The 24169-nt window shown below is 66.5% G+C and carries 20 protein-coding genes; 15 read left to right on the top strand and 5 right to left on the bottom strand.

Annotation, left to right across the window (positions count from 1 at the left end; translation table 11 throughout):
• The first annotated feature begins 92 nt into the window (after positions 1-92).
• The gene (locus tag V8324_RS02350; RefSeq protein ID WP_336418303.1) at positions 93-1658 is read left to right on the top strand and encodes a DEAD/DEAH box helicase; all 1566 of its coding nucleotides are present in this window, start codon (positions 93-95) and stop codon (positions 1656-1658) included.
• A 204-nt stretch (positions 1659-1862) separates the two neighbouring features.
• Here the strand turns inward: V8324_RS02350 and V8324_RS02345 are convergent, their stop codons facing one another.
• Complete coding sequence (locus V8324_RS02345) at positions 1863-2585, bottom strand: NAD(P)-binding domain-containing protein (protein WP_336418302.1); 723 nt, start codon at positions 2583-2585, stop codon at positions 1863-1865.
• A 120-nt stretch (positions 2586-2705) separates the two neighbouring features.
• Positions 2706-4019 carry an ATP-binding protein gene (locus V8324_RS02340; protein ID WP_442970446.1) on the bottom strand — a complete coding sequence of 438 codons (1314 nt, stop codon included), beginning with the start codon at positions 4017-4019 and terminating at the stop codon, positions 2706-2708.
• 40 nt (positions 4020-4059) lie between these two features.
• Between V8324_RS02340 and V8324_RS02335 the strand changes: the two genes are divergently transcribed.
• Positions 4060-4989 carry an MBL fold metallo-hydrolase gene (locus tag V8324_RS02335; RefSeq protein ID WP_336418301.1) on the top strand — a complete coding sequence of 310 codons (930 nt, stop codon included), beginning with the start codon at positions 4060-4062 and terminating at the stop codon, positions 4987-4989.
• Here the strand turns inward: V8324_RS02335 and V8324_RS02330 are convergent.
• A complete protein-coding gene (locus tag V8324_RS02330; protein WP_336418300.1) occupies positions 4979-5539 on the bottom strand; it encodes a YSC84-related protein in 561 nt (186 codons plus the stop codon). The genes V8324_RS02335 and V8324_RS02330 overlap by 11 nt on opposite strands.
• 123 nt (positions 5540-5662) lie before the next feature.
• Positions 5663-6658, bottom strand: coding sequence for a porphobilinogen synthase (hemB, locus tag V8324_RS02325; RefSeq protein WP_336418299.1), 996 nt, complete (start codon positions 6656-6658; stop codon positions 5663-5665).
• Between the two features lie 121 nt (positions 6659-6779).
• Here hemB and V8324_RS02320 point away from each other — a divergent pair, with 121 nt between their 5' ends.
• The 13 genes from V8324_RS02320 (at position 6780) to V8324_RS02260 (ending at position 22956) form a co-directional block, all read left to right on the top strand.
• Positions 6780-7307 (top strand): component of SufBCD complex, encoded by a 528-nt coding sequence (locus V8324_RS02320; protein ID WP_336418298.1) that lies wholly within the window; start codon positions 6780-6782, stop codon positions 7305-7307.
• Positions 7308-7343: 36 nt separating this feature from the next.
• Positions 7344-10802: a transcription-repair coupling factor gene (gene mfd, locus V8324_RS02315; protein ID WP_336418297.1), complete on the top strand. Its 3459-nt coding sequence runs from the start codon at positions 7344-7346 to the stop codon at positions 10800-10802.
• A gap of 131 nt (positions 10803-10933) precedes the next feature.
• On the top strand, positions 10934-12247 hold the full coding sequence (locus V8324_RS02310) for a pentapeptide repeat-containing protein (RefSeq protein ID WP_336418296.1): 1314 nt from the start codon (positions 10934-10936) through the stop codon (positions 12245-12247).
• Between the two features lie 389 nt (positions 12248-12636).
• Positions 12637-13428: a 23S rRNA (adenine(2030)-N(6))-methyltransferase RlmJ gene (gene rlmJ, locus V8324_RS02305; RefSeq protein ID WP_336418295.1), complete on the top strand. Its 792-nt coding sequence runs from the start codon at positions 12637-12639 to the stop codon at positions 13426-13428.
• Between the two features lie 154 nt (positions 13429-13582).
• Positions 13583-15256: a cytochrome c oxidase subunit I gene (ctaD, locus tag V8324_RS02300; RefSeq protein ID WP_336418294.1), complete on the top strand. Its 1674-nt coding sequence runs from the start codon at positions 13583-13585 to the stop codon at positions 15254-15256.
• 238 nt (positions 15257-15494) lie between these two features.
• The gene (gene crcB / locus V8324_RS02295; RefSeq protein ID WP_336418293.1) at positions 15495-15872 is read left to right on the top strand and encodes a fluoride efflux transporter CrcB; all 378 of its coding nucleotides are present in this window, start codon (positions 15495-15497) and stop codon (positions 15870-15872) included.
• Positions 15869-16912: an RluA family pseudouridine synthase gene (locus tag V8324_RS02290; protein ID WP_336418292.1), complete on the top strand. Its 1044-nt coding sequence runs from the start codon at positions 15869-15871 to the stop codon at positions 16910-16912. Before crcB ends, V8324_RS02290 begins: the two co-directional genes overlap by 4 nt.
• Positions 16909-17592, top strand: a complete 684-nt coding sequence (locus V8324_RS02285; RefSeq protein WP_336418291.1) for an HAD-IA family hydrolase — start codon at positions 16909-16911, stop codon at positions 17590-17592. Before V8324_RS02290 ends, V8324_RS02285 begins: the two co-directional genes overlap by 4 nt.
• Complete coding sequence (locus V8324_RS02280) at positions 17589-18299, top strand: ATP12 family chaperone protein (protein ID WP_336418290.1); 711 nt, start codon at positions 17589-17591, stop codon at positions 18297-18299. The genes V8324_RS02285 and V8324_RS02280 overlap by 4 nt, the downstream gene beginning before the upstream one ends.
• Positions 18300-18510: 211 nt before the next feature.
• Entirely contained in the window at positions 18511-19530 is a 1020-nt protein-coding gene (locus tag V8324_RS02275) for an amino acid ABC transporter substrate-binding protein (protein WP_336418289.1), read from the top strand.
• 120 nt (positions 19531-19650) lie between these two features.
• The gene (locus V8324_RS02270; RefSeq protein WP_336418288.1) at positions 19651-20865 is read left to right on the top strand and encodes an amino acid ABC transporter permease; all 1215 of its coding nucleotides are present in this window, start codon (positions 19651-19653) and stop codon (positions 20863-20865) included.
• Between the two features lie 3 nt (positions 20866-20868).
• A complete protein-coding gene (locus V8324_RS02265; RefSeq protein WP_336418287.1) occupies positions 20869-22158 on the top strand; it encodes an amino acid ABC transporter permease in 1290 nt (429 codons plus the stop codon).
• 15 nt (positions 22159-22173) lie between these two features.
• A complete protein-coding gene (locus V8324_RS02260) occupies positions 22174-22956 on the top strand; it encodes an amino acid ABC transporter ATP-binding protein (protein ID WP_336418286.1) in 783 nt (260 codons plus the stop codon).
• A gap of 95 nt (positions 22957-23051) precedes the next feature.
• Here V8324_RS02260 and V8324_RS02255 read toward each other — a convergent pair whose 3' ends face one another.
• The gene (locus V8324_RS02255) at positions 23052-24167 is read right to left on the bottom strand and encodes an acetoin utilization protein AcuC (protein WP_336418285.1); all 1116 of its coding nucleotides are present in this window, start codon (positions 24165-24167) and stop codon (positions 23052-23054) included.
• Between the last annotated feature and the right edge of the window lie 2 nt (positions 24168-24169).

Here is a 24169-nt window from a genome sequence, read left to right as displayed (position 1 = left end):
GGGTCATCCTTGTGACGAACCACAGGCCCACCAGGGGCCCGACCCGGCGACAGACGCACGGGCCTGATTGTGTCCGTAAAAAACGGATACGCATGACAAAGTTTTCTGATCTCAACCTCAATCCCAAGGTTCTGAAGGCCGTCGAAGAGGCGGGCTACGAGACGCCGACGCCGATCCAGGCCGCGGCCATTCCCGCCGCCCTCGCCGGCCGCGACGTTCTGGGGATCGCCCAGACCGGCACCGGCAAGACCGCCGGCTTCACGCTGCCGATGCTGTCGATGCTGGCCCGCGGCCGGGCCCGGGCGCGGATGCCGCGCAGCCTCGTGCTGTGCCCCACGCGCGAACTGGCCGCACAGGTGGCCGAGAATTTCGACACCTATTCCAAGCACCTGAAACTGACCAAGGCGCTGCTGATCGGCGGCGTCAGCTTCAAGGAGCAGGACAAGCTGATCGACAAGGGCGTGGATGTGCTGATCGCCACGCCGGGCCGGCTTCTGGATCATTTCGAGCGCGGCAAGCTGTTGCTGACCGGCGTGCAGATCATGGTGGTGGACGAGGCCGACCGGATGCTCGACATGGGGTTCATCCCCGATATCGAGCGGATCTTCTCGCTGACGCCGTTCACCCGGCAGACGCTGTTCTTCTCGGCAACCATGGCCCCCGAGATCGAGCGAATCACCAACACCTTCCTGTCGGCCCCCGAGCGCGTCGAGATGGCCCGCCAGGCCACCGCGTCGGAGACCATCGAGCAGGGCGTGGTGATGGCCAAGCCGTCGCGCCGCGACCGCGCCGATACCGAGAAGCGCAAGCTGCTGCGCGCGCTGATCGACCGCGAAAGCGACGCGCTGAGCAACGCGATCATCTTCTGCAACCGCAAGATCGACGTGGATGCCGTCGCCAAGTCGCTGAAGAAATACGGCTATGACGCCGCACCGATCCATGGCGACCTGGAACAGAGCGTCCGCACGCGCACCCTGGACGGGTTCCGCAACGGCGATCTGAAGTTCCTAGTGGCCTCGGACGTGGCGGCGCGCGGCCTCGACGTGCCGGCGGTCAGCCACGTGTTCAACTTCGACGTGCCGGGACACCCCGAGGATTACGTGCACCGCATCGGCCGCACCGGGCGCGCCGGGCTGACCGGCAAGGCGCTGATGATCTGCAACCCGAAGGACGAAAAGAACTTTGCCGCCATCGAGACGTTGCTGCAAAAGGAGATCCCGCGGCTTGATAACCCGGTGACGCCCAGCACCACCGACGAGCCCGAGCGCGACGAGGCGGTCGCCGGATCGCCCGACAAGGGCGACGACAAGCCGGCGGGCGGCAAGCCCCGCCGCCGCAACGTCAGCCGCAAGAAGACGCCGAAGGACGAGGCCGGGGACACGCCCGCGCAGGCCGCGACGCCCGCGCCCGCGCCGGAAGACACGCCTGCGCCGCAGGGAGCCGCGGACGCCGAGCCGACCGCACCGCAGGCGGACACCCCGGCCGAGACCCCGCCGGCCGAGACCGCCCCCGCCGCGCGCGCGCCGCGCCGGCGCGGAGCCGGGCGCGGCGGCGAGAAGGCCGGCAGCTCGGACCAGCAGGGCGGCAAGGTCGTCGGGATGGGCGATCACATGCCCACCTTCATCGCGCTCAGCTTCGAGGAGCGCCGCGCCGGCTAACCCCGGACGGGTGGCGCGGCGGCAGCCCGCGCACGACCCATTCATCTGGTGCCCACGCACCGCTGAAAGCCGCGTAACCCGCCCGTGTGTGGATCGACTGAAACAGATGAGCCCCCGAGCCCCGACGCGGGGCATGCCGCCCGAATGACAAGATCGGGGGGTAGCTTCGAGCCCGAAGCAACTAATTTCCCTCGTGCGGCAAGGCTATTCCAGTTCGTCCAATCCTCGCTTGAGCAAGTCGGCCATGCCGCTTGCCTCCATGTGCAGCCGCAATCTTTGATTGTAGCCTCCGGGAGCGTTCAGGGCTTCGATAAGTGCGGTGCTTTCGGTCACTGACAGGTTCGAGGCGACAAGTGCGCGCAGGAATGCTTCGGCTTGGGGTTTGTCCGAAACGCGTTCTCCGAGCCATTCGGATGCGTCGCCCACCATCCGCGCGACGACAGAAAGGACGGCCTGTGCACAAATGTAAGCAGCCATCTCGTGGGGGGTCCCCAGAGGGAAGATGCTGTTTCTCGCGCCGAATATCTCCTCAATCAGCCGCGCATCGCCCTGCATCATGATCGGTGAACCGCCCTTGGATATTGCGGGAAACGGCATCATGATTGCGACGGCGCGCGCAGGGCGCACCATGGCGTCCACCTGTTCCAACGTCGCGCCCGCCATGAACGTTATGATCTTGTGTTCTTCACGAAACTCCAGATTTCCCAAAACCTCCGGAGCAACCTCGGCCATCAGTCCCAGGAAAACCAAGTCGCTTGCGTCGACGACGCCCTGATTATCCGCGATGCTGACGTTCTGGAACTCGTCCGCGAGCGCCTGAGCGTAACTCGCGCTGCGCTTGGAAATCGTGATCTGATGGTCGTCATCCGCTATGCCCCTCACTACGGCGCTCGCGATCGTCCCACATCCAATCACCCCGATCCGCATGATGCTTCTCCACTTTTGACAAGACCATCATACAGATCAACATCAGGTTTGTCCGCAAAGCCGCAGGCGAGGGGTCGAAATGTCTGAGTGGCGACACTTGGCCGGGTCGAGAGCGAGGGTTCAGGCGGCGATCACGATATCCGCGCATAGCCCGCCCAGCCGGTCGCTTTGCGCCAGCCGCAGCGTGCCGCCATGCGCGCGCGCCACGTCGATGACGATCGACAGCCCCAGCCCGACGCCGGTGCCGCGGTTCTGGTTGCGCGCCGGTTCCAGCCGGGTGAAGGGCTTGACCGCCTCGCCGCGATCCTCGGGCGCGATGCCCGGCCCGTCATCCTCGACCCGGATGCGCAAGGCCGCGTCGGTCAGCGTGACCGACACCTCGGCGCGGGTGCCGTAGCGCACCGCGTTGTTGATGAGATTTTCCAGCGCCCGCCGCATCGCGAGCCGGCGCAGGCTGACCTGCCCGTCCTCGCCCGAGGCCGCGTGCAGCACCACCGGAATGCGCGCGCGTTGCATGTCCGCCACGACCTGGCGGACCAGCGCGACGGGATCGAGCGGCTCTGCCGTGCCCTCCTGCGCGCCATGCGCGAAATCGAGAAACCCGTCGAGCAGGCGTTCCATGTCCTCGACATCGCGGCGCATCGGTTCGGCCTCGTCCTCGTCGAGCATCGCCAGCGACAGCCGCAGCCGCGTCAGCGGCGTGCGCATGTCGTGGCTGACCCCCGACAGCATCAGCGTGCGCTGCTCGATCTGGCGCTCGATCCGGGCGCGCATGTCGATGAAGGCGGCCCCCGCCGCGCGCACCTCGCGGGCGCCCTTCGGGCGGTAGTCCACGTGGCGCCCGCGCCCGAACGCCTCGGCCGCCTCGGCCAGCCGGGTGATCGGCCGCAGCTGGTTGCGCATGTAGACGAACGAGATCGCCGTCATCAGCACGCCCACGCCCATGATGTTCACGAACAGCAGGTAGGGCCGCCGGGCCGAGACGTAGCGGCGCGCGAAGCTGAGCTTCATCAGCCCGGAATCGTCGTCGATATAGACATGCACGCTTTGGTCGTCGGGCAGGGCGAGGCGGGCGAAACCGGGGATCAGGTCGCGCATCTCGCGCAGCACCACGATGCCGGAGAAATCGTACCAGCGTCGCAGGTTGTCCGGCGGCAGCGCGTCCTCGGCGACATAGCTCATCGAGATCCCGAGGGCCGCGGCGATGGCCGGATCCTCGGTGCTGCGCACGAGGTCTATCTCGCGGGCCATGCCGCGGGTCAACTGCTCGGTGACGCCCTCGAAATGGCGCTGCACGATGACGATCGACGCCACCAGCAGCAGCGCGACCACCGGCACCAGCACGCCGAGCGCCGAGCGCCCGTAAAGCCCGCGCGGAAGGTAGGGTTTCAACCAACGGAAAATCAGGTAGGGTTTGAGCCTGCGCAAGATCATGGGTAAACCTAGACATATGTGACCACGGAAGGATAGAGCCATGCACCTGGATCAGGGCAAAGCCCCGACCGTGGGGGTCGCACGGCATGCGGGCCACGGGCTGCGCTGCGTGCTGGCCCCCAATGCGTCGCCGATGACGTTTCGCGGCACCAACACCTATCTTCTCGGCACGCGGCAGCTGGCGGTGATCGATCCCGGCCCCGACGACGCCGCGCATCTCGACGCGATCCTCGCCGCGCTGCTGCCCGGCCAGAGCATCAGCCACATCTTCGTCACTCATGCGCATCTGGACCATTCGGGGCTCGCGGCGCGGCTTGCGGCCGAGACCGGCGCGCAGGTTCTGGCCTATGGCGACGCACATGCGGGCCGCAGCGCGGTGATGCAGACGCTGGCCGAGCGCGGGCTGACCGGCGGCGGCGAGGCGATCGATCAGGGCTTTGCCCCCGACCTCGCCCTGGGCGATGGCGAGACCATCCGCGGCGACGGCTGGCAGATCACCGCCCACTGGACGCCGGGGCATTTCAGCAACCACATGTGCTATGCCTGCGGCGACACAATGCTGACCGGCGACGTGGTGATGGGCTGGGCAAGTTCCGTGGTGTCGCCGCCCGAGGGGGACGTGACGCAATACATGGCGTCCTGCGCGCGGTTGCGCGGCCTTGGCGCGGCGCGGCACCTGCCGGGCCATGGCGCGCCGATCGAGGATCCGGATGCAAGGCTGGTCTGGCTGATGGCGCACAGGCGGGCGCGCGAGGCCGAGATCATGAGCGCGCTTGAAGACGGGCCGGCAAGCGCCGCCACCCTCGCCGCGTTCATCTATACCGACACGCCCGCCGGGCTGATCCCGGCCGCCACGCGCAACGTGCTGGCGCATCTGATCGACCTGACGCAGAAGTCGCGCGTCCGGCCCGAGGGCGAGCTGCACCCCGAGGCGCGGTTTCGCGCGGTCTCTGCCCCGGTCAGGGGATGATGCGGTTGTATTTCATGCCCTCGATCGAGGCCCCGACCAGCAGCCCGGCCTGACCGAAGATCACCGCGATCACCGGGGCGGTCGCGGTGGTGGTGTCGGCGCGCAGGTTGCCGCCCTCGTCGTTGAAGGCGTACTGGATATCCGCGCCGGCGACCCAGCCCGAGCCGCGGCGGAACCGCTGCAGCGCCGTGTCGGTCATGAAGAACAGCACATGCGCGTATTGCTGGGCGCCGAACTGGAGGCCGACGCTGCCCTTGGTGGCCGAGTAGTAATCGACGGTGATCCCGTCGATCTGCAGCGCCCCGCGCCCGTAGCCGCCGCCGACGAAGAAGCCGCCTTGCGTCACCACCGGCATGATCAGCATGCCGTTGGCTTTCGCGGCGAGGTCGCGCGTGGCGGGATATTTCTGGTACATGAAATTGCGCGTCGCCGCGACCCGTGCATCGAGTTGCGCGGCGCCGTCGCTGCCCACGCCATTGTTGCAGGCCGCCAGCAGGGGTGTTCCCGCCAAGAGCCCAAGCGTGAATCCGCGTCGTGTCAGATTGCCCATGTCACTGCCCGTTCGTTGCCTCTGGAATGGCCGGTCTTCTGCCGGATCTGGTTAACGAAGCATACGCGCAGTACGCGGCCCTGTCACTAGCGATTGCCGCGCATGGCGGGGTTTCTCGCGGTTTCAGGACAGATGGCGCGCGAGGGCGGGGGCGAAATAGCTGAGCACCCCGTCGCAGCCGGCGCGCTTGAAGCACATCAGGCTTTCCAGCATCGCGCGTTCCTCGTCGATCCAGCCCTGCTGCGCGGCGGCCATGATCATCGCGTATTCGCCCGACACCTGGTAGGCGAAGGTCGGCGCGCCGAAGCCGTCCTTCACCCGCCGGCAGATGTCGAGATAGGGCATCCCCGGCTTGACCATCACCATGTCGGCGCCTTCCCGCAAGTCGCGCTCGATCAGGCGCAGCGCCTCGTCGGTGTTGGCGGGGTTCATCTGGTAGGTCTTCTTGTCGCCTTTCAGCGCGTCCGACGCCCCCACCGCGTCGCGGAACGGCCCGTAGAAGGCCGAGGCGTATTTCGCCGCGTAGGACATGATCATCACGTCTTGGTGACCGCCGCCCTCCAGCGCGCGGCGTATGGCGCCGATGCGCCCGTCCATCATGTCGGACGGGCCGATGATGTCGACCCCCGCCTCGGCCTGCGCGAGCGCCTGTCTGACCAGCGCCTCGACGGTGGCGTCGTTGACGATCCGGCCCTCCTCGACAAAGCCGTCATGGCCGGTATCGGAATAGGGATCGAGGGCGACGTCGGTCATCACCGCAAGCCCCGGCACCGCCGCCTTGATCGCGCGCGTCGCGCGGTTGGACAGATTGTCGGGGTTCCACGCCTCGGCGCAATCGGCGGTGCGCTGATCTGGCGAGGTATAGGGAAAGAGGCAGATCGCGGGGATGCCAAGATCGGCGGCCTCGCGCGCCGCCTCGACCACCCGGTCGACGGAGCGCCGCAGCACGCCCGGCATCGACGGCACGGGTTCCTCGACACCCTCGCCGTCGCGCACGAAGACCGGCCAGATCAGGTCGGCGGCGGTCAGGGTGTTTTCGGCCACCATGTCGCGGATCGCGGGCGATTGCCGCGTGCGACGCAGACGGGTGGCGGGAAACGGGGCTTGGGTGGGGCGCATGGGCGGGCTTTCCGGAAAGGGGACGCGAGTTAAGTGACATGGAAATTCGCGCATCTCAAGGGTGGGAATTGCCCGGCACGGGCGCTAAGACATCCCGCGAACGCCACCGAAAGGCCCTGACTTGGACTGGCAAGACACCGTTTTCGAGCTCATCAACATGCGCTCGTTCAACAACCTGTGGTACTGGATCCTGCTGGCGCTCGTCTGGTCCGCGGCCGGGCAGCGCGTGCTCGACGTGCCGTGGGACATGGTGATCCGCGCGCGGCGCGGGCAGGATGCGGCCGCGATGGCGGACCTGTCGGAGATGCTGCGCATCACCGTGAGCCGCCGGCTGCGCATCGTCGACCAGTCCGGCCCGGTTCTGACGGGGCTTGCGGGGTTCGTGGTCACCTCGCTGGCGCTGCTGGCCGTCCTTTACGGCAACGAGTTCGCGCAGGCGGTGCTGCTGCTGGCCGGGCCGCTGATGGGGGTGGCCGCGCTGTCGCTGCGCACCGCGCGCCGGATCCGCGACGCGGGCCTCGACGGGCCGCCGCTGGTCAAGGCGGTCACGCGGCTGCGGACACAGACGCAAGCGATCGGGATGGTGGCGATCTTCGTCACCGCGATGTGGGGCATGTACAAGAACATGAACGCCTATGTGCTGGGCTGAGGCCGGGCCATGGCAGCGGGTGGGGCGGACAAGGCGATGAGCGATCACATCACGGTGGGCGGTGCGCCGGAAGGCTTCGACGCGCGGCTGGTGCTGCAGGAGATAGAGGCGCGCGGCGGGCCAGTCATCCATGTCGCGCGCGACGACAAGCGCCTCGCGGCGATGGCCGCCGCGATTGCGTTCTTCGCGCCCGAGATGCCGGTGCTGCGCTTTCCCGGCTGGGATTGCCTGCCTTATGACCGGGTATCGCCCAATGCCGATATCTCGGCCACGCGAATGGCGACGCTGGCCACGCTGGTGCATGGCGCGCCAGGCCGCTTCGTGCTGCTGACCACGGTAAATGCCGCCACCCAGCGCGTGCCGCCGCGCGATGTCCTGGCGCAGGCGGCCTTCGCCGCCGCCAAGGGCGAGCGGATCGACGAGAAGGCGTTGCGCGATTTCCTCGTGCGGATGGGGTTTTCGCAGGCGACCACGGTGACCGAGCCCGGCGATTACGCGCTGCGCGGCGGGATCATCGACATCTACCCGCCGGGCGAGACCGGGCCGGTGCGGCTGGACCTGTTCGGCGACGTGCTGGACGGCATCCGGCGCTTCGATCCCGGCACCCAGCGCACCACCGACACGCTGGAGCGGATCGAGCTTGCGCCGGTCTCGGAGGTCCTGCTGGATGACGAGGCGATAAGGCGGTTCCGCCAGAATTACCGGATCGAGTTCGGCGCGGCGGGCACCGACGATCCGCTTTACGAGGCGGTCAGCGCGGGGCGCAAACATGCCGGGGTCGAGCATTGGCTGCCCTTCTTTCACGAGCGTCTGGAGCGGGTCTTCGACTACCTGCCCGATGCCTCGATCACGCTGGATGACCGGGTCGGCCCGGCGCGCGCCGCGCGGTGGGAGGCTGTCACCGACCAGTTCGAGGCCCGCCAGCACGCCCTGGGCCAGAAGACCCGCGGCGACACCGTTTACAAGCCCGTCCCGCCGGGGCTTCTGTATCTTGACGAGGAGGCGTGGCAGGCGGCGACAGCACCCCGCCGGGTGTTGCAGTTCAACGTGCTGCCGCAGCCCACCGGGGCCGGCGTGATCGACGCGGGCGGCCGCATCGGGCGCAGCTTCGCCCCCGAGCGCCAGCAGGAGAACGTCAATCTTTTCAGCGTCCTGAAGGATCATGTCGAGGCGCGCATGGCCGAGGGCCCGGTCGTCGTCGCCTCTTACAGCGAGGGGGCGCGCGAGCGGATCGAGGGGCTTCTGGACGACGAGGGGCTGATCGGCGCGGTCACGATCCGCAGCGCGCGGGGTCTGGGCAAGCACGGGCTGCATCTCGCGGTCTGGCCGCTGGAGCAGGGGTTCGAGGGCCCCGGCCTGACGGTGATCTCGGAACAGGACGTGCTGGGCGAGCGCCTGATCCGCGGCGCCCGGCGCAAGCGGCGGGCCGAGAATTTCCTGACCGAGGCGCAGGCGCTGACGCAAGGCGACCTCGTGGTGCATGTCGATCACGGGATCGGGCGGTATCTCGGCCTAGAGGTGGTGACGGCGGCGGGGGCGGCGCATGAATGCCTGGTGCTGGAATATGCCGAGGGCGCCAAGCTGTTCCTGCCGGTCGAGAATATCGAGCTTCTGTCGAAATACGGGCACGAGGACGGGCTGCTCGACCGTCTGGGCGGCGGCGCGTGGCAGGCCAAGAAGGCCCGCCTGAAAGAGCGCATCCGCGAGATGGCGGACCGCCTGATCCGCGTGGCCGCAGAGCGCGAATTGCGCCGCGCCCCGGTGATCGAGCCCGAGCATCACGCCTGGGAGGCGTTCGCGGCGCGCTTCCCCTACCAGGAGACCGAGGACCAGCTGCACGCCATCGACGACGTGGCCAATGACCTTGCGGCGGGCCGCCCGATGGACCGGCTGATCTGCGGCGATGTCGGTTTCGGCAAGACCGAGGTGGCGATGCGCGCCGCCTTCGCCGCGGCGATGTGCGGCCACCAAGTGGCGGTGATCACGCCCACCACGCTGCTGGCGCGGCAGCATTACCGCGAGTTCGCCGAGCGGTTCCGTGGCTTTCCGATCGAGGTGCGGCCGCTGTCGCGGTTCGTCTCGGCAAAGGAGGCCGCCAGGACCCGCGACGCCATGGCGAAGGGCACCGCCGATATCGTGGTGGGCACGCATGCGCTGCTGGCCAAGTCGGTGCGGTTCAAGAACCTCGGCCTGCTGGTCATCGACGAGGAACAGCGTTTCGGCGTGACCCACAAGGAGCGGCTGAAGCAGATGCGATCAGACGTGCATGTGCTGACGCTGACCGCGACGCCGATCCCGCGCACGCTGCAACTGTCGCTGTCGGGGGTGCGGGACCTGTCGATCATCGGCACGCCGCCCGTCGACCGGCTGTCGATCCGCACCTATATCAGCGAGTTCGACACGGTGACCGTGCGCGAGGCGCTGCTGCGCGAGCATTACCGCGGCGGGCAGTCGTTCTTCGTGGTGCCGCGCATCAAGGACCTGCCAGAGATCGAGGATTTCCTCGCAAATCAGGTGCCCGAGGTGTCGTATGTCGTCGCGCACGGGCAGTTGGCCGCGACAGATCTGGATGACCGGATGAACGCCTTTTACGACGGCAAATACGACGTGCTGCTGGCCACGACGATCGTGGAATCGGGCCTCGACATCCCGACCGCCAACACGATGATCATCCACCGCGCCGACATGTTCGGGCTGAGCCAGCTTTACCAGATCCGCGGCCGTGTGGGCCGGGCCAAGACCCGCGCCTATGCCTACCTCACGACCAAGCCGCGCGTGCCGCTGACGCCGGGGGCCGAGAAGCGCCTGCGCGTGCTGGGTAGCCTCGACACGCTGGGGGCCGGGTTCACGCTGGCCAGCCAGGACCTCGACATCCGCGGCGCCGGCAATCTTCTGGGCGAGGAGCAGTCGGGCCAGATGCGCGATGTAGGCTTCGAGTTGTACCAGTCGATGCTGGAAGAGGCGATCGCGAAGATCCGCTCGGGCCAGGTCGAGGGCATCGCGGAGACGGGCGAGCAATGGGCGCCGCAGATCAACCTCGGTGTGCCGGTGCTGATCCCCGAGGATTACGTGCCCGATCTCGACGTGCGGCTGGGGCTCTACCGCCGGCTGAGCGGGCTGGAGACTAAGGTTGAGATGGAAGGCTTCGCCGCCGAGCTGATCGACCGCTTCGGCAAGCTGCCGCGCGAGGTCAACATGCTGATGCTGGTGGTGCGCATCAAGGCGATGTGCAAGCGCGCCGGCATCGCCAAGCTGGATGGCGGGCCAAAGGGCGCGACGATCCAGTTCCACAACGACAAGTTCGCCTCGCCCGAGGGGCTGGTGGCGTTCATCGAGGACCAGCGCGGGCTGGCCAAGCTGCGCGACAACAAGCTGGTCGTGCGCCGCGACTGGAAGGCCGAGGCCGACCGCATCAAGGGCGCGTTCGCGATCGCGCGGGATCTGGCGGAAAAGGTCGTGGGCCGCAAGAAACAGGCGACCGGCACCGAGGGGTGAGCGGCCGGGGTATTTCGAGTATTTCTGGAAAGATGAACGCGGGGTACGCGGATGCCGCGTGCACGGCGGGGGGCTTGCCCAATGCCAGCCACCCCGCCACAGTCGGGGCCTATCCGGACGAGTGAGGGCGCATGGACCAGTCTTATGTCACTGTCACGTTGCCGATGTCAGAGCATGGGCTGGCCGTGATCCTGACCGCGCTCGGCATCGGGGTGGCGACATGGATCGTCTGGCTGATCCTCTCCGAACAGGGCCGCGCACCCCGCGGGAGCCCGGCCAACCTGCTGGGCGCCTTTGCCGTGATCATGGCGCCGGTCTGGCTGGTGATCTTCGCGGGCACGCTCTGGCAGGTCTGGCAATTGCTATCCGGCGCGCCGTCGGCCCTTGGGTCCGGCCCCTCGCTGGGCATGGGCGCGCTGCTCGCGGCCCTGCGGGGCGCGCCCTTCGTGGTCTGGGGCACGGTGTTGAAACAGCGCACGGTGGACTTCCAGAAAGAGGGCCACATCACCGACCGGATCACGGCGGCGGTGGAACAGCTTGGCGCGGAGAAGACCGTCAAGAAAATCGTTGAGGGCGCGACGCAGGAGACCTCCGAGCCCAATATCGAAGTCCGCATCGGCGCGATCCTGTCGCTGGAACGCATCGCGCAGGACAGCACGCGCTACGACAAGGGCCGCGATCACGTACGGGCAATGGAAATCCTGTGCGCCTATGTGCGGGAGAATACTAACACACCACATCTTGAACCAGAAACGGACGAGGATGGTCCGTTCGTACCGAGAACAGATATTCAAATCGGAATCGATGTCATAAAGCGCAGAAGCATCGAGCAAATCGAAATAGAAGCAGATCAGAGATATCGCCTTGATCTGCGTGGGTGTGATCTGCGTGGCCTCGATCTATCGCAAGGGTCTTTTCGCGGTACGATCTTTGCCCAGTGCCGGTTCGACTTCGCAAACATGCGTAACTCGGACTTCTCGGGCGCGCGGTTTGATGGCTCCATTCTAAATTACTTGGATTGTTTAGGTGCTAAGTTCATTGGCGCAGATATGCGTCGTTGCAGGATCGATAAGCCTGAACCACTTGCCGGCGGATTTGTGACCACCATCACTATGGGTGATGTAACGGGGCTTTCTTTGATATCAGCGAATGTACCCTCCATTCAATATTTTGGTGTCGAGACGGGGCTTACATTCGGGACTAAAGACACAATTTTAAACTGGGCTTTGGAAGAGTATCGCAAGGAAGGGGCAGGGACCATGGAACGTTTGTCAAGAGCCAGAAAAGGAACCGGCCCGGCTGAAGCAGTCGAACTGCAAGAACGAATTTCAAACAACCCGTTCATCAATTGGTCAAAATATGATGGATCAGACATGGCGACTGGTCATTTGCTTCAAAGGTTTCGTACGTCGCTATCGCTTACCGGATGGCCGTATGACAACTAATACCTGCGTTATGACGTTGCTGATAGCGTTTCCTTGCGGACAAGACACCATCGGATCGTGCTGTCCGTAAAAATGGAGACTTCGGAGCGGCCGTTTAATTTTCCGGAGGTTTTGCCGCAACGCGTTCATTGGCCGGATTGGAATTTGCCTATCTTCGGTGTCAACCATTCTACGAAGATGGCACAAGTGGCGGGCCGATCCGGGCGGCTACACGCCGCCGCCGAAGCCCGGGGAGTGACCGTCGCGCCGTTTCGCCGTCATCCTCGGGCTTGATCCGAGGATCTCTCGGCCCGGCAGGCTTCCCGCTTGCGCGGGGATGACCGCAAGGAGGCGGGTGGCACGGGGCATGCCGTCTTTCCCTGTGCCGCTGCGCCTGCTAACAGCCGCGCATGCTCAGTTATCAGCATCATTACCATGCCGGGAACGCGGCGGATGTGCACAAGCATGCGGTGCTGGCCTGGGTGCTCGACTATCTCACGCGCAAGGACAAGCCGCTGAGCTATATCGAGACGCATGCGGGGCGGGGCTTGTATGATCTGGGGGATGCGGCCGCCCTCAAGACCGGCGAGGCGGCGCTTGGGGTGGGGCGGCTGGGGGAGCGGTTTGCCGCCGATCATCCCTACCGGCGGTGCCTGGATGCCGTGCGGGCGCGGCACGGCGAGGCGGCCTATCCGGGATCGCCGCTGATCGCCGCCGAGGGCCTGCGGGCGGGCGACAGGCTGCACCTGGCGGAACTGCATCCCGGCGAGCATGCGCATCTGCGCGCCGCAATGGCGCCTTTCGCGGCGCAGGTGCGCAAGCAGGACGGGTTCGAGATGGCGCATGGCCTCTGCCCGCCGACGCCGCGGCGGGGGCTGATGCTGATCGATCCCAGCTACGAGGTGAAGGCCGATTACGACGCCCTGTCCCGGCACATGGCCCGGATCGCGCGGGCGTGGAACGTCGGGGTTTTGGTGCTGTGGTACCCGATCCTGGGCGCCGGCAGCCATGCGGGCATGCTGGACACGCTGCGCGCCGCCTTTCCGGACGCGCTGCGCCACGAGGTGCCGGTGACGGCAGGTGCAACGGGGCGCGAACCGGGCCGCGGGATGCGCGGATCGGGGCTTTTCGTGGTCAACCCGCCCTACGGGCTGGCAGAGGAAACCGCCCGGATTTCGGGGATTTTCGGGGCCGAAAGCTGATCGCGCGGGCGCGCGCATGCGACAAATTGTTCGGCCTGCATCAACTTCGCGCATTGCCGTGACCCTGCAGACATTCTAAAACCAAGATATCAGTCGGGCGCGAGTGCGAGGAATCCCTTGCGATGCGCTGCGCAAATTCAGCAGGAGGCAGCCAATGGCGGACGCAGCCATTCACGGCCACGAGCACGAAGGTCAGCGCGGGTTCTTCACCCGGTGGTTCATGTCCACGAACCACAAGGATATCGGTATCCTGTACCTGGTCACCTCGGCGCTCGTCGGCTTTATCGCGGTGTTGTTCACGGTCTACATGCGCATGGAGCTGATGGAGCCCGGTGTGCAGTACATGTGCATGGAGGGCATGCGCTTTACCGCCGCCGCGGTCGCGGATTGCACGCCGAACGGGCACCTGTGGAACGTGCTGATCACCTATCACGGCATCCTGATGATGTTCTTCGTGGTGATCCCGGCGCTGTTCGGAGGCTTCGGCAACTATTTCATGCCGCTGCAGATCGGTGCGCCGGACATGGCGTTTCCGCGCCTCAACAACCTGTCGTTCTGGCTGTATGTCGCCGGTACGTCGCTGGGCATCGCCTCGATGCTGGCGCCGGGGGGCAACGGCCAGCTTGGCTCGGGCGTGGGCTGGGTGATGTATCCGCCGCTGTCGACCAATGAGGCGGGCATGTCGATGGATCTGGCGATCTTCGCGGTGCACGTCTCGGGCGCGTCCTCGATCCTCGGGGCGATCAACATGATCACCACCTTCCTCAACATGCGCGCGCCGGGCATGACGCTGTTCAAGGTGCCGCTGTTCGCGTGGTCGATCTTCGTCACCGCGTGGCTCATCCTGCTGGCGCTGCCGGTGTTGGCGGGCGCGATCACCATGCTGCTGACCGACCGCAACTTCGGCACCACGTTCTTCGATCCGGCGGGTGGCGGCGACCCGGTGCTTTACCAGCACATCCTGTGGTTCTTCGGGCACCCGGAGGTCTACATCATCATCCTGCCCGGCTTCGGCATCATCAGCCACGTGATCGCCACGTTCAGCCGCAAGCCGATCTTCGGCTACCTGCCGATGGTCTGGGCGTTGATCGCAATCGGCGTGCTCGGTTTCGTCGTGTGGGCGCACCACATGTACACGGTCGGCATGTCGCTGACGCAGCAAAGCTACTTCATGCTGGCCACGATGGTGATCGCCGTGCCCACGGGTGTGAAAGTGTTCAGTTGGATCGCCACGATGTGGGGCGGATCGGTCGAGATGAAGACGCCGATGCTCTGGGCGTTCGGGTTCCTGTTCCTGTTCACCGTGGGCGGCGTCACCGGCGTCGTCCTCAGCCAGGCGGCGGTGGACCGGGCCTATCATGACACTTACTACGTGGTTGCCCACTTCCACTACGTGATGAGCCTTGGCGCGGTGTTCGCGATCTTTGCCGGGATCTACTTCTACTTCGGCAAGATGACCGGCCGGCACCTGCCGGAATGGGCGGGCAAGCTGCATTTCTGGGCGATGTTCATCGGCGCGAACCTGACCTTCTTCCCGCAGCACTTCCTCGGGCGTCAGGGCATGCCGCGCCGCTACATCGACTACCCCGAGGCGTTCGCGCTGTGGAACTGGTGGTCGTCGATCGGGGCGTTCATCTCCTTCGCGTCATTCGTGTTCTTCTTCGGTGTGGTGCTTTATGCGCTGTTCCGCGGTGCCAAGGTGACCGAGAACAACTACTGGAACGAGTACGCCGACACGTTGGAATGGACCCTGCCCTCGCCGCCGCCGGAGCATACCTTCGAGGAGCTTCCCAAGCGCGAGGACTGGGACCGGTCGCCGGCCCACTAGGGTACGGTTGCGATGAAAACGCCAAGAGGCCCCGGCAAAGCGCCGGGGCCTTTTTCGTCGGGTACGTGACCTCGTGTGCGCATTTGGTCAGACGGCAGCCCGTCACGCTGTGGTCCGGCGCGATACGCGACGCGGCGCTGCGTCCCTCCTTCCGACGCCCGAACGGCGCTGCATGACGAAAATCACTTCGCCCCCGGTCCAGCTTGACAATACACACCGCGCACGCGACAGACGCGCCATGATGATGACCCTTCTGCAAGTGGCCTTGGGCGGTGCGATCGGCGCGTGCCTGCGCTTTGGCGTGGTCGTCGCGATGTCGCGCATCACGGGCCCGGGCCTCCCGCTGGGCGTCCTGACGGTCAATGTCGCGGGCTCTTTCCTGATGGGGGTGGTGATGGTGCTGTCGATGGAGCGTGATATCGCCTGGCTCGGCCCGCTCGTGATGGTCGGCATCCTTGGCGGGTTCACGACCTTTTCCACCTTCTCGCTGGAGGCGTTCGCGCTGTTCGAGCGCGGGCAGGTCCTGGCCTCGGGCGCCTATGTCGGATTGAACGTGGTGCTGTCGCTGGCCGGGCTGGCGCTTGGCGTCGCGCTGGCGCGCGGGGCTCTGGCATGAGCGGCGTGCAGACCCTGCACGTCGCCCCGGGCGACGGCGACCAGCGGCTTGACCGCTGGCTGCGGCGGCAGTTCCCGCACCTGACGCAGGGCCAGATCGAGAAGATGTGCCGCAAGGGCGACCTGCGCGTCGAGGGCGGGCGCGTGAAGTCGGCCACCCGCGTCGCCGAGGGCCAGAGCGTGCGCATCCCGCCCCTGCCCGATCCCGGCACCAAGCCCGCGCCGGATGCCACAAGGATCAGCGCCGCCGATGCGAAGATGATCCAGGGATGCGTGATCTACCGCGACGATCACGTCATAGCCCTCAACAAGCCGCCGGGGCTGCCGGTGCAGGGCGGATCGAAACAGGCCCGCCATGTCGACGGACTGGCCGAGGCGCTGCGGTTCGGGTCCGAGGAAAAGCCGCGCCTCGTGCACCGGCTGGACAAGGACACGTCGGGGGTGCTGGTGCTGGCGCGCACCCGCGAGGCGGCCAAGGGGCTGACGGCGGCGTTCCGGCACCGCAACACGCGCAAGATCTACTGGGCCGCCGTCGCCGGATCGCCGCATCCGCGCATGGGCACGATCCGCTACGGGCTGGTCAAGGCGCCCGGGCACGGCCCCGAGGGCGAGGGCGAGAAGATGCTGTGCCTGCACCCGCGCGATCTGGGCACCACCCCCGGCGCCAAGCCCGCCACCACCGATTACGCGATGGTCGAGAATGCCGGCGGGCGGGTAGCGTGGATGGCGCTGATCCCGGTCACCGGGCGCACGCACCAGCTGCGCGCGCATCTCGCCGAGATCGGGCATCCGATCATCGGCGACGGCAAGTATGGCGGGTCTGGGCAGGAAAACCTCGGCGATGGCTGGGGAGCGCAGCTGGGCGGCGATGTCAGCCGCAAGCTGCACCTGCATGCCCGCACCCTGAAGATCGAGCACCCGGTGACGCGCGCCATGCTGCACCTGACGGCGCCGCTGCCCGAACACATGGCCCGCACGTGGGAGCTGTTCCAATGGCAGCCCTCCGAGGCGCTGGAGGACCCGCTCGAGGACATGGCATGACGGGTCCGTTGCGCCTGATCGTTTTCGACGTGGACGGCACGCTCGTGGACAGCCAGGGCGATATCCTTGCGGCGATGCACAGCGCCTTCGCGCGCGCCGATCACCCCGCCCCGCCGCGCGCCGCGATCCTCGGGATCGTCGGTCTGTCGCTGGATGTGGCGGTGGCGCGGCTGGCGCCAGACCTGCCCGGCGAGGTGCAGGCGCGCCTCGTCGGCTGGTACAAGGACGCCTACACCGACCTGCGCGCGACCACGGGCGTCGCGCAATCCTCGCCGCTATACCCCGATGCGCGCGGCACGCTGGAGGCGCTGCATGCCATCCCCGAGACGCTGCTGGGCGTGGCGACGGGAAAATCGGCGCGCGGGCTCGAGAAGCTGCTTGACGGTCACGACCTGCGGCGGCTTTTCGTCACGCGACAGGTGGCCGATCACCACCCGTCGAAGCCGCACCCGTCGATGCTGCGGGCCGCATTGGCCGAGACCGGCGTCGCGCCGGAGCATGCGGTGATGGTCGGCGATACCAGCTACGACATGGACATGGCGCGCGCCGCCGGCATCGCCGGTATCGGCGTGGGCTGGGGCTACCACCCGGCCGAGGCGCTTGCTGCCGCCACCGCGATCGCCCGCGATTTCCGCGAGCTGGCGGCGATGCTCGACGAGATGCGAAAGGCGCCGGCATGAGCGAATGGGCGGCGAAACGGTTCTGGACCGCGGCCACGGTCGCGGAACTGGCCGAGGGGTATACCGTGCATCTGGACGGGCGCCCGGTGCGGACGCCGGCCAAGGCCCCGGTCGTGCTGCCTACCCGCGCGCTGGCCGCCGAGATCGCCGCGGAATGGGACGCGCAGGCGGGCGAGATCGTGCCCGCCAGCATGCCGGTCACCCGCGCCGCCAATGCCACGATCGACAAGGTCGCGCATCAGCACGCGGAAATGGCGCGCATGCTCGCCGATTACGGCGACAGCGACCTGCTGTGCTACCGCGCAGACAGCCCCGCGGAACTTGCCGCAAGACAGGCCGAGGCGTGGGATCCGCTTCTGGATTGGGCCGAATCGGAACTGTCGGCGCGGCTCGAGACGCGGACCGGGCTGATGCCGCGCCCGCAGCATCCCGAGACGCTCGACCGGCTGCACCGCGAGGTCGAAATGCTCGATAATTGGGCAATGACGGCGTTTCATGATCTGGTCGGCATCAGCGGGTCGCTGATCATCGGTTTCGCGGCGCTGCGCGGCGCGTGGCCGGCGCATACCCTCTGGCAGGTTTCGCGGCTCGACGAGGTCTGGCAGCAGGAGCAATGGGGTAAGGACGAGGATGCGGACCGCGTGGCACGCGCCAAGGAACGCGATTTCGTCAACGCCAAGCGGTTCCACGACCTGTCGCGCGGCTGATCGGGGCACGGGCGCAAGAGCGCGACGACGTGTCCGGGGGGCGGTGCGCGGGGTTCGCTTTCTTGAACAAAGACTTGACGTGTCGCGCTGAATCCACACAAACTCCCAGTTACTGACCGGGGCCGCGGTCCCGAACGCAGTGCCAAAGCGGCCTCTTGGCAGGTCGAATGAACTGCCCCGACAGGGGGTGGAAAATCAGGAAGAGGTAAACATGAAACGATCCGTATTTATGGGCGCGCTGACGGTCGCGGGCGTGAGCGCCGGGGCATCCGCCGCGGCCACGCTGGACGACGTGGTCGCGCGCGGCGAACTGAATTGCGGCGTGACCACGGGGCTCGTCGGGTTCGCGGCACCGGATGCCAACGGCGTGTGGGAAGGCTTCGACGTGGCGGTCTGCCGCGCGGTCGCGGCCGCCGTCCTCGGCGATCCGCAAGCGATCAGCTTCGTGCCGACCACCGGCAAGACGCGCTTCACCGCGCTCTCGTCGGGCGAGGTGGACATGCTGGCGCGCAACACGACCTGGACGTTCTCGCGCGACAACGATCTGAACTTCGAGTTCGTCGGCATCAACTACTATGACGGTCAGGGATTCATGGTGCCCAAGGCGCTCGGCGTGACCTCGGCGCTCGAACTCAACGGCGCGACGGTCTGCATCCAGACCGGCACGACCACCGAGCTCAACCTCGCGGATTTCTTCCGCAAGAACGACATGGACTACGAGCCGGTCCCGGTCGAGACCAATGCCGAAGGCCAGCAGCAATACCTGGCCGGGGCATGTGACGCCTACACCACCGACACGTCCGGTCTGGCCGCCACGCGCGCGGCGTTCGAGAGCCCGGGCGATCACGTGATCCTGCCCGAGGTGGTGTCCAAGGAACCGCTCGGCCCGCTGGTGCGCCACGGCGACAACGAGTGGGGCGATATCGTCCGCTGGACGCTCAACGCGCTGATCGCCGCGGAAGAGTACGGCATCACCAGCGCGAATATCGAGGAACTGGCATCCGAGCCGACCGACAGCCCGGAAATCAACCGGATCCTCGGCACCGAGGGCAATCTCGGCGAGATGATCGGTCTGGAGCAGGACTGGGCCGTCAAGGCGATCTCGGCGGGCGGCAACTACGGCGAGCTGTTCGAGCGTCATATCGGCGAGAACACCCCTGTCGGCCTGGCGCGCGGTCTGAACGCGCAGTGGACCGAAGGTGGTCTGCTCTACGCACCGCCCTTCCGGTAAATCCGGCACCGGCGAGGGGTGCGGCGCCAGCCGCGCCCCTTTCACATAAAAGCTTTCAAAAATAACGGCTCGCGGCAGGATTGTCGGAAAAACAAGGGTCGAAGCACAGGGAAGTATCGGATGACAACGGCAACCGACCCCCCGAGAGAGTCCTTCCGGTTCTCGCAGCTGATCTACGACACGCGGTACCGGTCCTACACGTTCCAGTTCATCGCGCTGATGCTGCTGATCACGCTTTTTGCCTATCTTGGCAGCAACCTGGTGCAGAACCTCGCCGAGCAGGGGCAGGATATCAGCTTTTCCTTCCTGACGGAGCCGGCGGGCTATGACATCAACCAGCGCCCCATCCCGTATGACAGCCAGTCGCCGCACCTGCGCGCGGCCTTCGTGGGCGTGCTCAACACGCTGATCGTGGCCTTCCTGGGCTGTCTGACCGCGACCATCCTCGGCACCATCGCCGGCATCCTGCGGATCTCGCCCAACTGGCTGGTGCGCAAGCTGATGGCCGGCTATGTCGAGGCGTTCCGCAACGTGCCCGTGCTGATCTGGATCCTGATCATCTTCACCATCATGACCGCGGTGATGCCGGCGCCCAGCGCGTTCCGGGGCGAGGATTCGGCGTCGAGCATGCTGTTCGGGGCCTTCGCCTTCACCAATCGCGGGGTCTACATCCCGGCGCCGATCTGGGGGCCGGGATCGTCGGTCGTGGGTCTGACCTTCCTCGCGTCGATCTTCGGGGCCATTTATTATCGCCGCTACGCCACCAGGCTGCTTTACGACACGGGCAAGCTGCTGCCGATGGTCTGGCCGGCGCTGGTGATCCTGCTGGTGCCGACGATCCTGATCTATTTCATCCTCGGGCGCCCGATCACCTTCGACTACCCGGCGCTCGCGGGCTTCAACTTCCAGGGCGGGATCCAGATCCGCGGGTCGCTGATCGCGCTATGGCTGGCGCTGGCGGTCTATACCGGGGCGTTCATCGCCGAGAACGTGCGCGCCGGCATCCAGGCCGTCGATCGCGGCCAGACCGAGGCCGCGGCCTCGCTCGGGCTGCGGCCGCGCCGGATCATGAACCTCGTGGTCCTGCCGCAGGCGCTGCGGATCATCATCCCGCCGCTGATCTCGCAATACCTGAACCTGACGAAGAACTCGTCGCTGGCGATCGCCGTGGGCTACATGGACGTGACCGGCACGCTGGGGGGGATCACCCTCAACCAGACCGGGCGGGCGATCGAATGCGTGCTGCTGCTGATGCTGTTCTACCTGATGATCAGCCTCGCGATCTCGGCGGTGATGAACGTCTACAACAAGTCCATCGAGCTGAAGGAGCGTTGAGCCATGTCGCAAAGTGACACCTCTTTCGTGCGGCGCGACATGCTTCCCGAGGCGCCGCCGCCGGTGGCCGAGACCGGCGTGCTGAAATGGATGCGCGAGAACCTCTTCTCGTCGCCGGCCAATTCGCTGCTGACGCTCGTGTCGATCTTCGTGCTCTACCAGCTCGTGGTCGCCGCGGCGCCCTGGCTGCTCAACGGGATCTGGGTCAGCCCCAGCCTGTCGGCCTGCCGCGAGATCCTCGGCGGCGAAGTGGGCGCCTGTTTCGCGGTGCTGACCGAGCGCTGGAACCAGTTGCTGTTCGGGTTCAAGTACCCGGAGGAGCTGTACTGGCGGCCGGGCCTTGCCTTCATCCTGCTCTTCGTGTGCGCGGCGCCGCTTCTGTTCTTCAAGTTCATCCCCAGCAAGTTCCTGGTGCTGACCGGCCTCTATCCGTTCGTCGCCTACTGGCTGATCTGGGGCGGCACGATCATGGTCCCGGTCTTCGCCCTGCTGGGCGTGCTGGTGGGCGCCTATGTCTACAACAAGACGGTCTCGGCCAGCGCCGGCATGGCGGTGATCGCGGGCTTCGCCGCCGCGCTGATCTTCTGGATCCTGTCGGGCTATGTGACCACGCCGATGTCGGGCTTCCTGGCGCTGCAACCGATCGATTCGCGCGATCTGGGCGGCTTCATGATCAACCTGATGCTGGGCGTCACCTGCATCTCGCTGTCGGTGCCGTTCGGCATCCTGCTGGCGCTGGGGCGGCAGTCGAGCATGCCGATCATCAAGTGGATCTGCGTGGTCTTCATCGAGTTCATCCGCGGCGTGCCGCTGATCACGCTGCTGTTCGTGGCCAACGTGGTGCTGGGCTACTTCCTGCCGCCCGACAACGATTTCGACCTGATCCTGCGGGTGATCATCATGATCACCATGTTCGCCTCGGCCTATATCGCCGAGGTGATCCGCGGCGGGCTGGCCGCATTGCCCAAGGGGCAGTACGAGGCCGCCGACAGCCTCGGCCTCGATTACGCGCAGGCGATGCAGTTCATCATCCTGCCGCAGGCAATGAAGATCTCGATCCCCGGCATCGTCAACGTCGCGGTGGGGCTGTTCAAGGACACCACGCTGGTCTCGGTGATCTCGATGTTCGACATCGTCGGCATGATCCGCGGCCCGATCCTGGCCTCGTCGGAATGGAACGGCGTCTATTGGGAACTGTTCGGCTTTGCCGCCGTGCTGTTCTTCGTCACCTGTTACGGCATCTCGCAATATTCGCAATGGCTGGAGCGACAGCTGCAGACCGATCACCGGTAAGGAGGGTCAGACCCGATGACGGCAGAAACGAAGCAAGCCGCAAAGACGCTGGAGGTTTCCGACAAGGTTGCCGTCGAGATCGTGAACATGAACAAGTGGTTCGGCACCTTCCACGTGCTGCGCGACATCGACCTGACCGTCTACCAGGGCGAGCGGATCGTCATCGCCGGCCCCTCCGGTTCCGGAAAGTCGACGCTGATCCGCTGCATCAACGCGCTGGAGGAGCACCAGAAGGGCAAGATCATCGTCGACGGCACGGAGCTGTCGAACGACGTGAAGAACATCGACCGGATCCGGTCGGAGGTCGGGATGGTGTTCCAGCATTTCAACCTGTTCCCGCATCTGACGATCCTCGAGAACTGCACGCTGGCGCCGATCTGGGTGCGCAAGACGCCCAAGCGCGAGGCCGAGGACACGGCGATGCATTTTCTGACCAAGGTCAAGATCCCCGAGCAGGCCGACAAGTATCCCGGCCAGCTCTCGGGCGGACAGCAGCAGCGCGTGGCGATCGCCCGCAGCCTGTGCATGAAGCCGCGGATCATGCTGTTCGACGAGCCCACCTCGGCGCTCGATCCCGAGATGATCTCGGAAGTGCTCGACACGATGATCGAGCTGGCCGAGGAAGGCATGACGATGTGCTGCGTGACCCACGAGATGGGTTTCGCGCGCAAGGTGGCCAACCGGGTGATCTTCATGGACGAGGGCCAGATCGTTGAGCAGAACGAGCCCGAGGAATTCTTCAACAACCCCAAATCCGAGCGCACCAAGCTGTTCCTGAGCCAGATCCTGGGCCACTGAGGACGGGGGCGCTGTCCCCGTCGCCCTGACGGGCGACTCCCCCGGAGTATTTCGGGCAACATGAAGGGCGGTCCGACGGGCCGCCTTTAGTCCTGTCAGACCCAGGCCGTTTGGCGGGTGCGCAAGGCGCGGATATCGCGGCGCAGATCGTCGGGCACGGCACCCTCGCGCGGGGTGTCGCGCAGCGTGTCGATCAGCGCGTCGGGCGGCAGGATCGGGCGGCGCGTCCATGCGAGGGCGGCGAGTACCGCGCGCGCCGGTTCCGGCAGCCGGTCGGGGATCTCGTGTCCGGCAAGCGTCGCCCAGACGCCCGACCAGAGGCGCGCCACCGTCCACGGGTTGTAGCCGCCACCGCCCAGCACCAGCAGCCGCGGCGCCATGCCGCGCAGCGCCGCGACAGTGTCCCAATGGGCGTTGTTCGAGAGCATGAGCCGCGACAGCGGGTCCTCGGTGACGGCATCGGCACCGCATTGCAGAATCAGCGCCTGAGGCCGCATGGCCTGCACCGTGGGCAGGATCACCTCGTCAAGCGCCATCCGGAAGCCGGTGTCATTGGTGCCCCGCGGCAGCGGCAGGTTGATCGCCGATCCGCCCGCGCGGTCGTCGAGCGGCCCGGTGAAGGGCCAGCGGTTCGCCTCGTGCGTGGAGATCATCAGCACCCGCGGGTCGCCGTGGAAGGCCGCCGCGACCCCGTCGCAGTGATGCGCGTCGATATCGACATAGGCGATGCGCGTGAGCCCCTGCGCGAGGAAGGCATGGATCGCCAGCACCGGGTCGTTGAGATAGCAGAACCCGCCGGCCCGGTCGGCCATGCCGTGATGCGTCCCGCCGCCGGGATTGTAGACCGCGCCGCCATCCGCCAGCAGGTTCGCCGCCATCAGCGAGCCGCCGGCGGCGGTGGCGGGGCGGCGGAACATCTCGGCGAAGACCGGGTTCGAGAGCGTGCCGAGATGGTGGCGATCGCGGGTCTCGGGGGTGACCGCGCCGGCATTTTCGGCGTGCTGAAGCGCCGCGATATAGGCCGGGGTGTGCCAGGTGGTCAGCGCCTGCGGCTTGGCGCGCGGGCTGTTGATGTAGCGGCCCGGCGGCAGCCAGCCGATGGCGCGGCAGAGGTCGATCACGGTGGGCACCCGCGGGATCGACAGCGGGTGATGCGCCCCGTAGGACGAGCCGCGATAGATGTTGGAACCGATGAAGACCGGGGGGTGCATCG

The organism is Roseovarius sp. D22-M7 (genome assembly GCF_037083785.1).
GTDB lineage: Bacteria > Pseudomonadota > Alphaproteobacteria > Rhodobacterales > Rhodobacteraceae > Roseovarius.
Note: the sequence above shows the minus strand (reverse complement) of the source record. Positions and strands in the feature narration are given on the sequence as shown.

Coding starts and splice junctions, on each gene's coding strand:
- V8324_RS02260 (WP_336418286.1), top strand. CDS start 22,174: ATGACGGCAGAAACGAAGCAAGCCGCAAAGACGCTGGAGGTTTCCGAC.
- V8324_RS02350 (WP_336418303.1), top strand. CDS start 93: ATGACAAAGTTTTCTGATCTCAACCTCAATCCCAAGGTTCTGAAGGCC.
- mfd (WP_336418297.1), top strand. CDS start 7,344: ATGAGCGATCACATCACGGTGGGCGGTGCGCCGGAAGGCTTCGACGCG.
- hemB (WP_336418299.1), bottom strand. CDS start 6,658: ATGCGCCCCACCCAAGCCCCGTTTCCCGCCACCCGTCTGCGTCGCACG.
- V8324_RS02280 (WP_336418290.1), top strand. CDS start 17,589: ATGAGCGAATGGGCGGCGAAACGGTTCTGGACCGCGGCCACGGTCGCG.
- crcB (WP_336418293.1), top strand. CDS start 15,495: ATGATGATGACCCTTCTGCAAGTGGCCTTGGGCGGTGCGATCGGCGCG.
- V8324_RS02345 (WP_336418302.1), bottom strand. CDS start 2,585: ATGCGGATCGGGGTGATTGGATGTGGGACGATCGCGAGCGCCGTAGTG.
- V8324_RS02310 (WP_336418296.1), top strand. CDS start 10,934: ATGGACCAGTCTTATGTCACTGTCACGTTGCCGATGTCAGAGCATGGG.
- V8324_RS02255 (WP_336418285.1), bottom strand. CDS start 24,167: ATGCACCCCCCGGTCTTCATCGGTTCCAACATCTATCGCGGCTCGTCC.
- V8324_RS02275 (WP_336418289.1), top strand. CDS start 18,511: ATGAAACGATCCGTATTTATGGGCGCGCTGACGGTCGCGGGCGTGAGC.
- V8324_RS02340 (WP_442970446.1), bottom strand. CDS start 4,019: ATGATCTTGCGCAGGCTCAAACCCTACCTGATTTTCCGTTGGTTGAAA.
- V8324_RS02335 (WP_336418301.1), top strand. CDS start 4,060: ATGCACCTGGATCAGGGCAAAGCCCCGACCGTGGGGGTCGCACGGCAT.
- V8324_RS02290 (WP_336418292.1), top strand. CDS start 15,869: ATGAGCGGCGTGCAGACCCTGCACGTCGCCCCGGGCGACGGCGACCAG.
- V8324_RS02270 (WP_336418288.1), top strand. CDS start 19,651: ATGACAACGGCAACCGACCCCCCGAGAGAGTCCTTCCGGTTCTCGCAG.
- V8324_RS02265 (WP_336418287.1), top strand. CDS start 20,869: ATGTCGCAAAGTGACACCTCTTTCGTGCGGCGCGACATGCTTCCCGAG.
- V8324_RS02285 (WP_336418291.1), top strand. CDS start 16,909: ATGACGGGTCCGTTGCGCCTGATCGTTTTCGACGTGGACGGCACGCTC.
- rlmJ (WP_336418295.1), top strand. CDS start 12,637: ATGCTCAGTTATCAGCATCATTACCATGCCGGGAACGCGGCGGATGTG.
- ctaD (WP_336418294.1), top strand. CDS start 13,583: ATGGCGGACGCAGCCATTCACGGCCACGAGCACGAAGGTCAGCGCGGG.
- V8324_RS02330 (WP_336418300.1), bottom strand. CDS start 5,539: ATGGGCAATCTGACACGACGCGGATTCACGCTTGGGCTCTTGGCGGGA.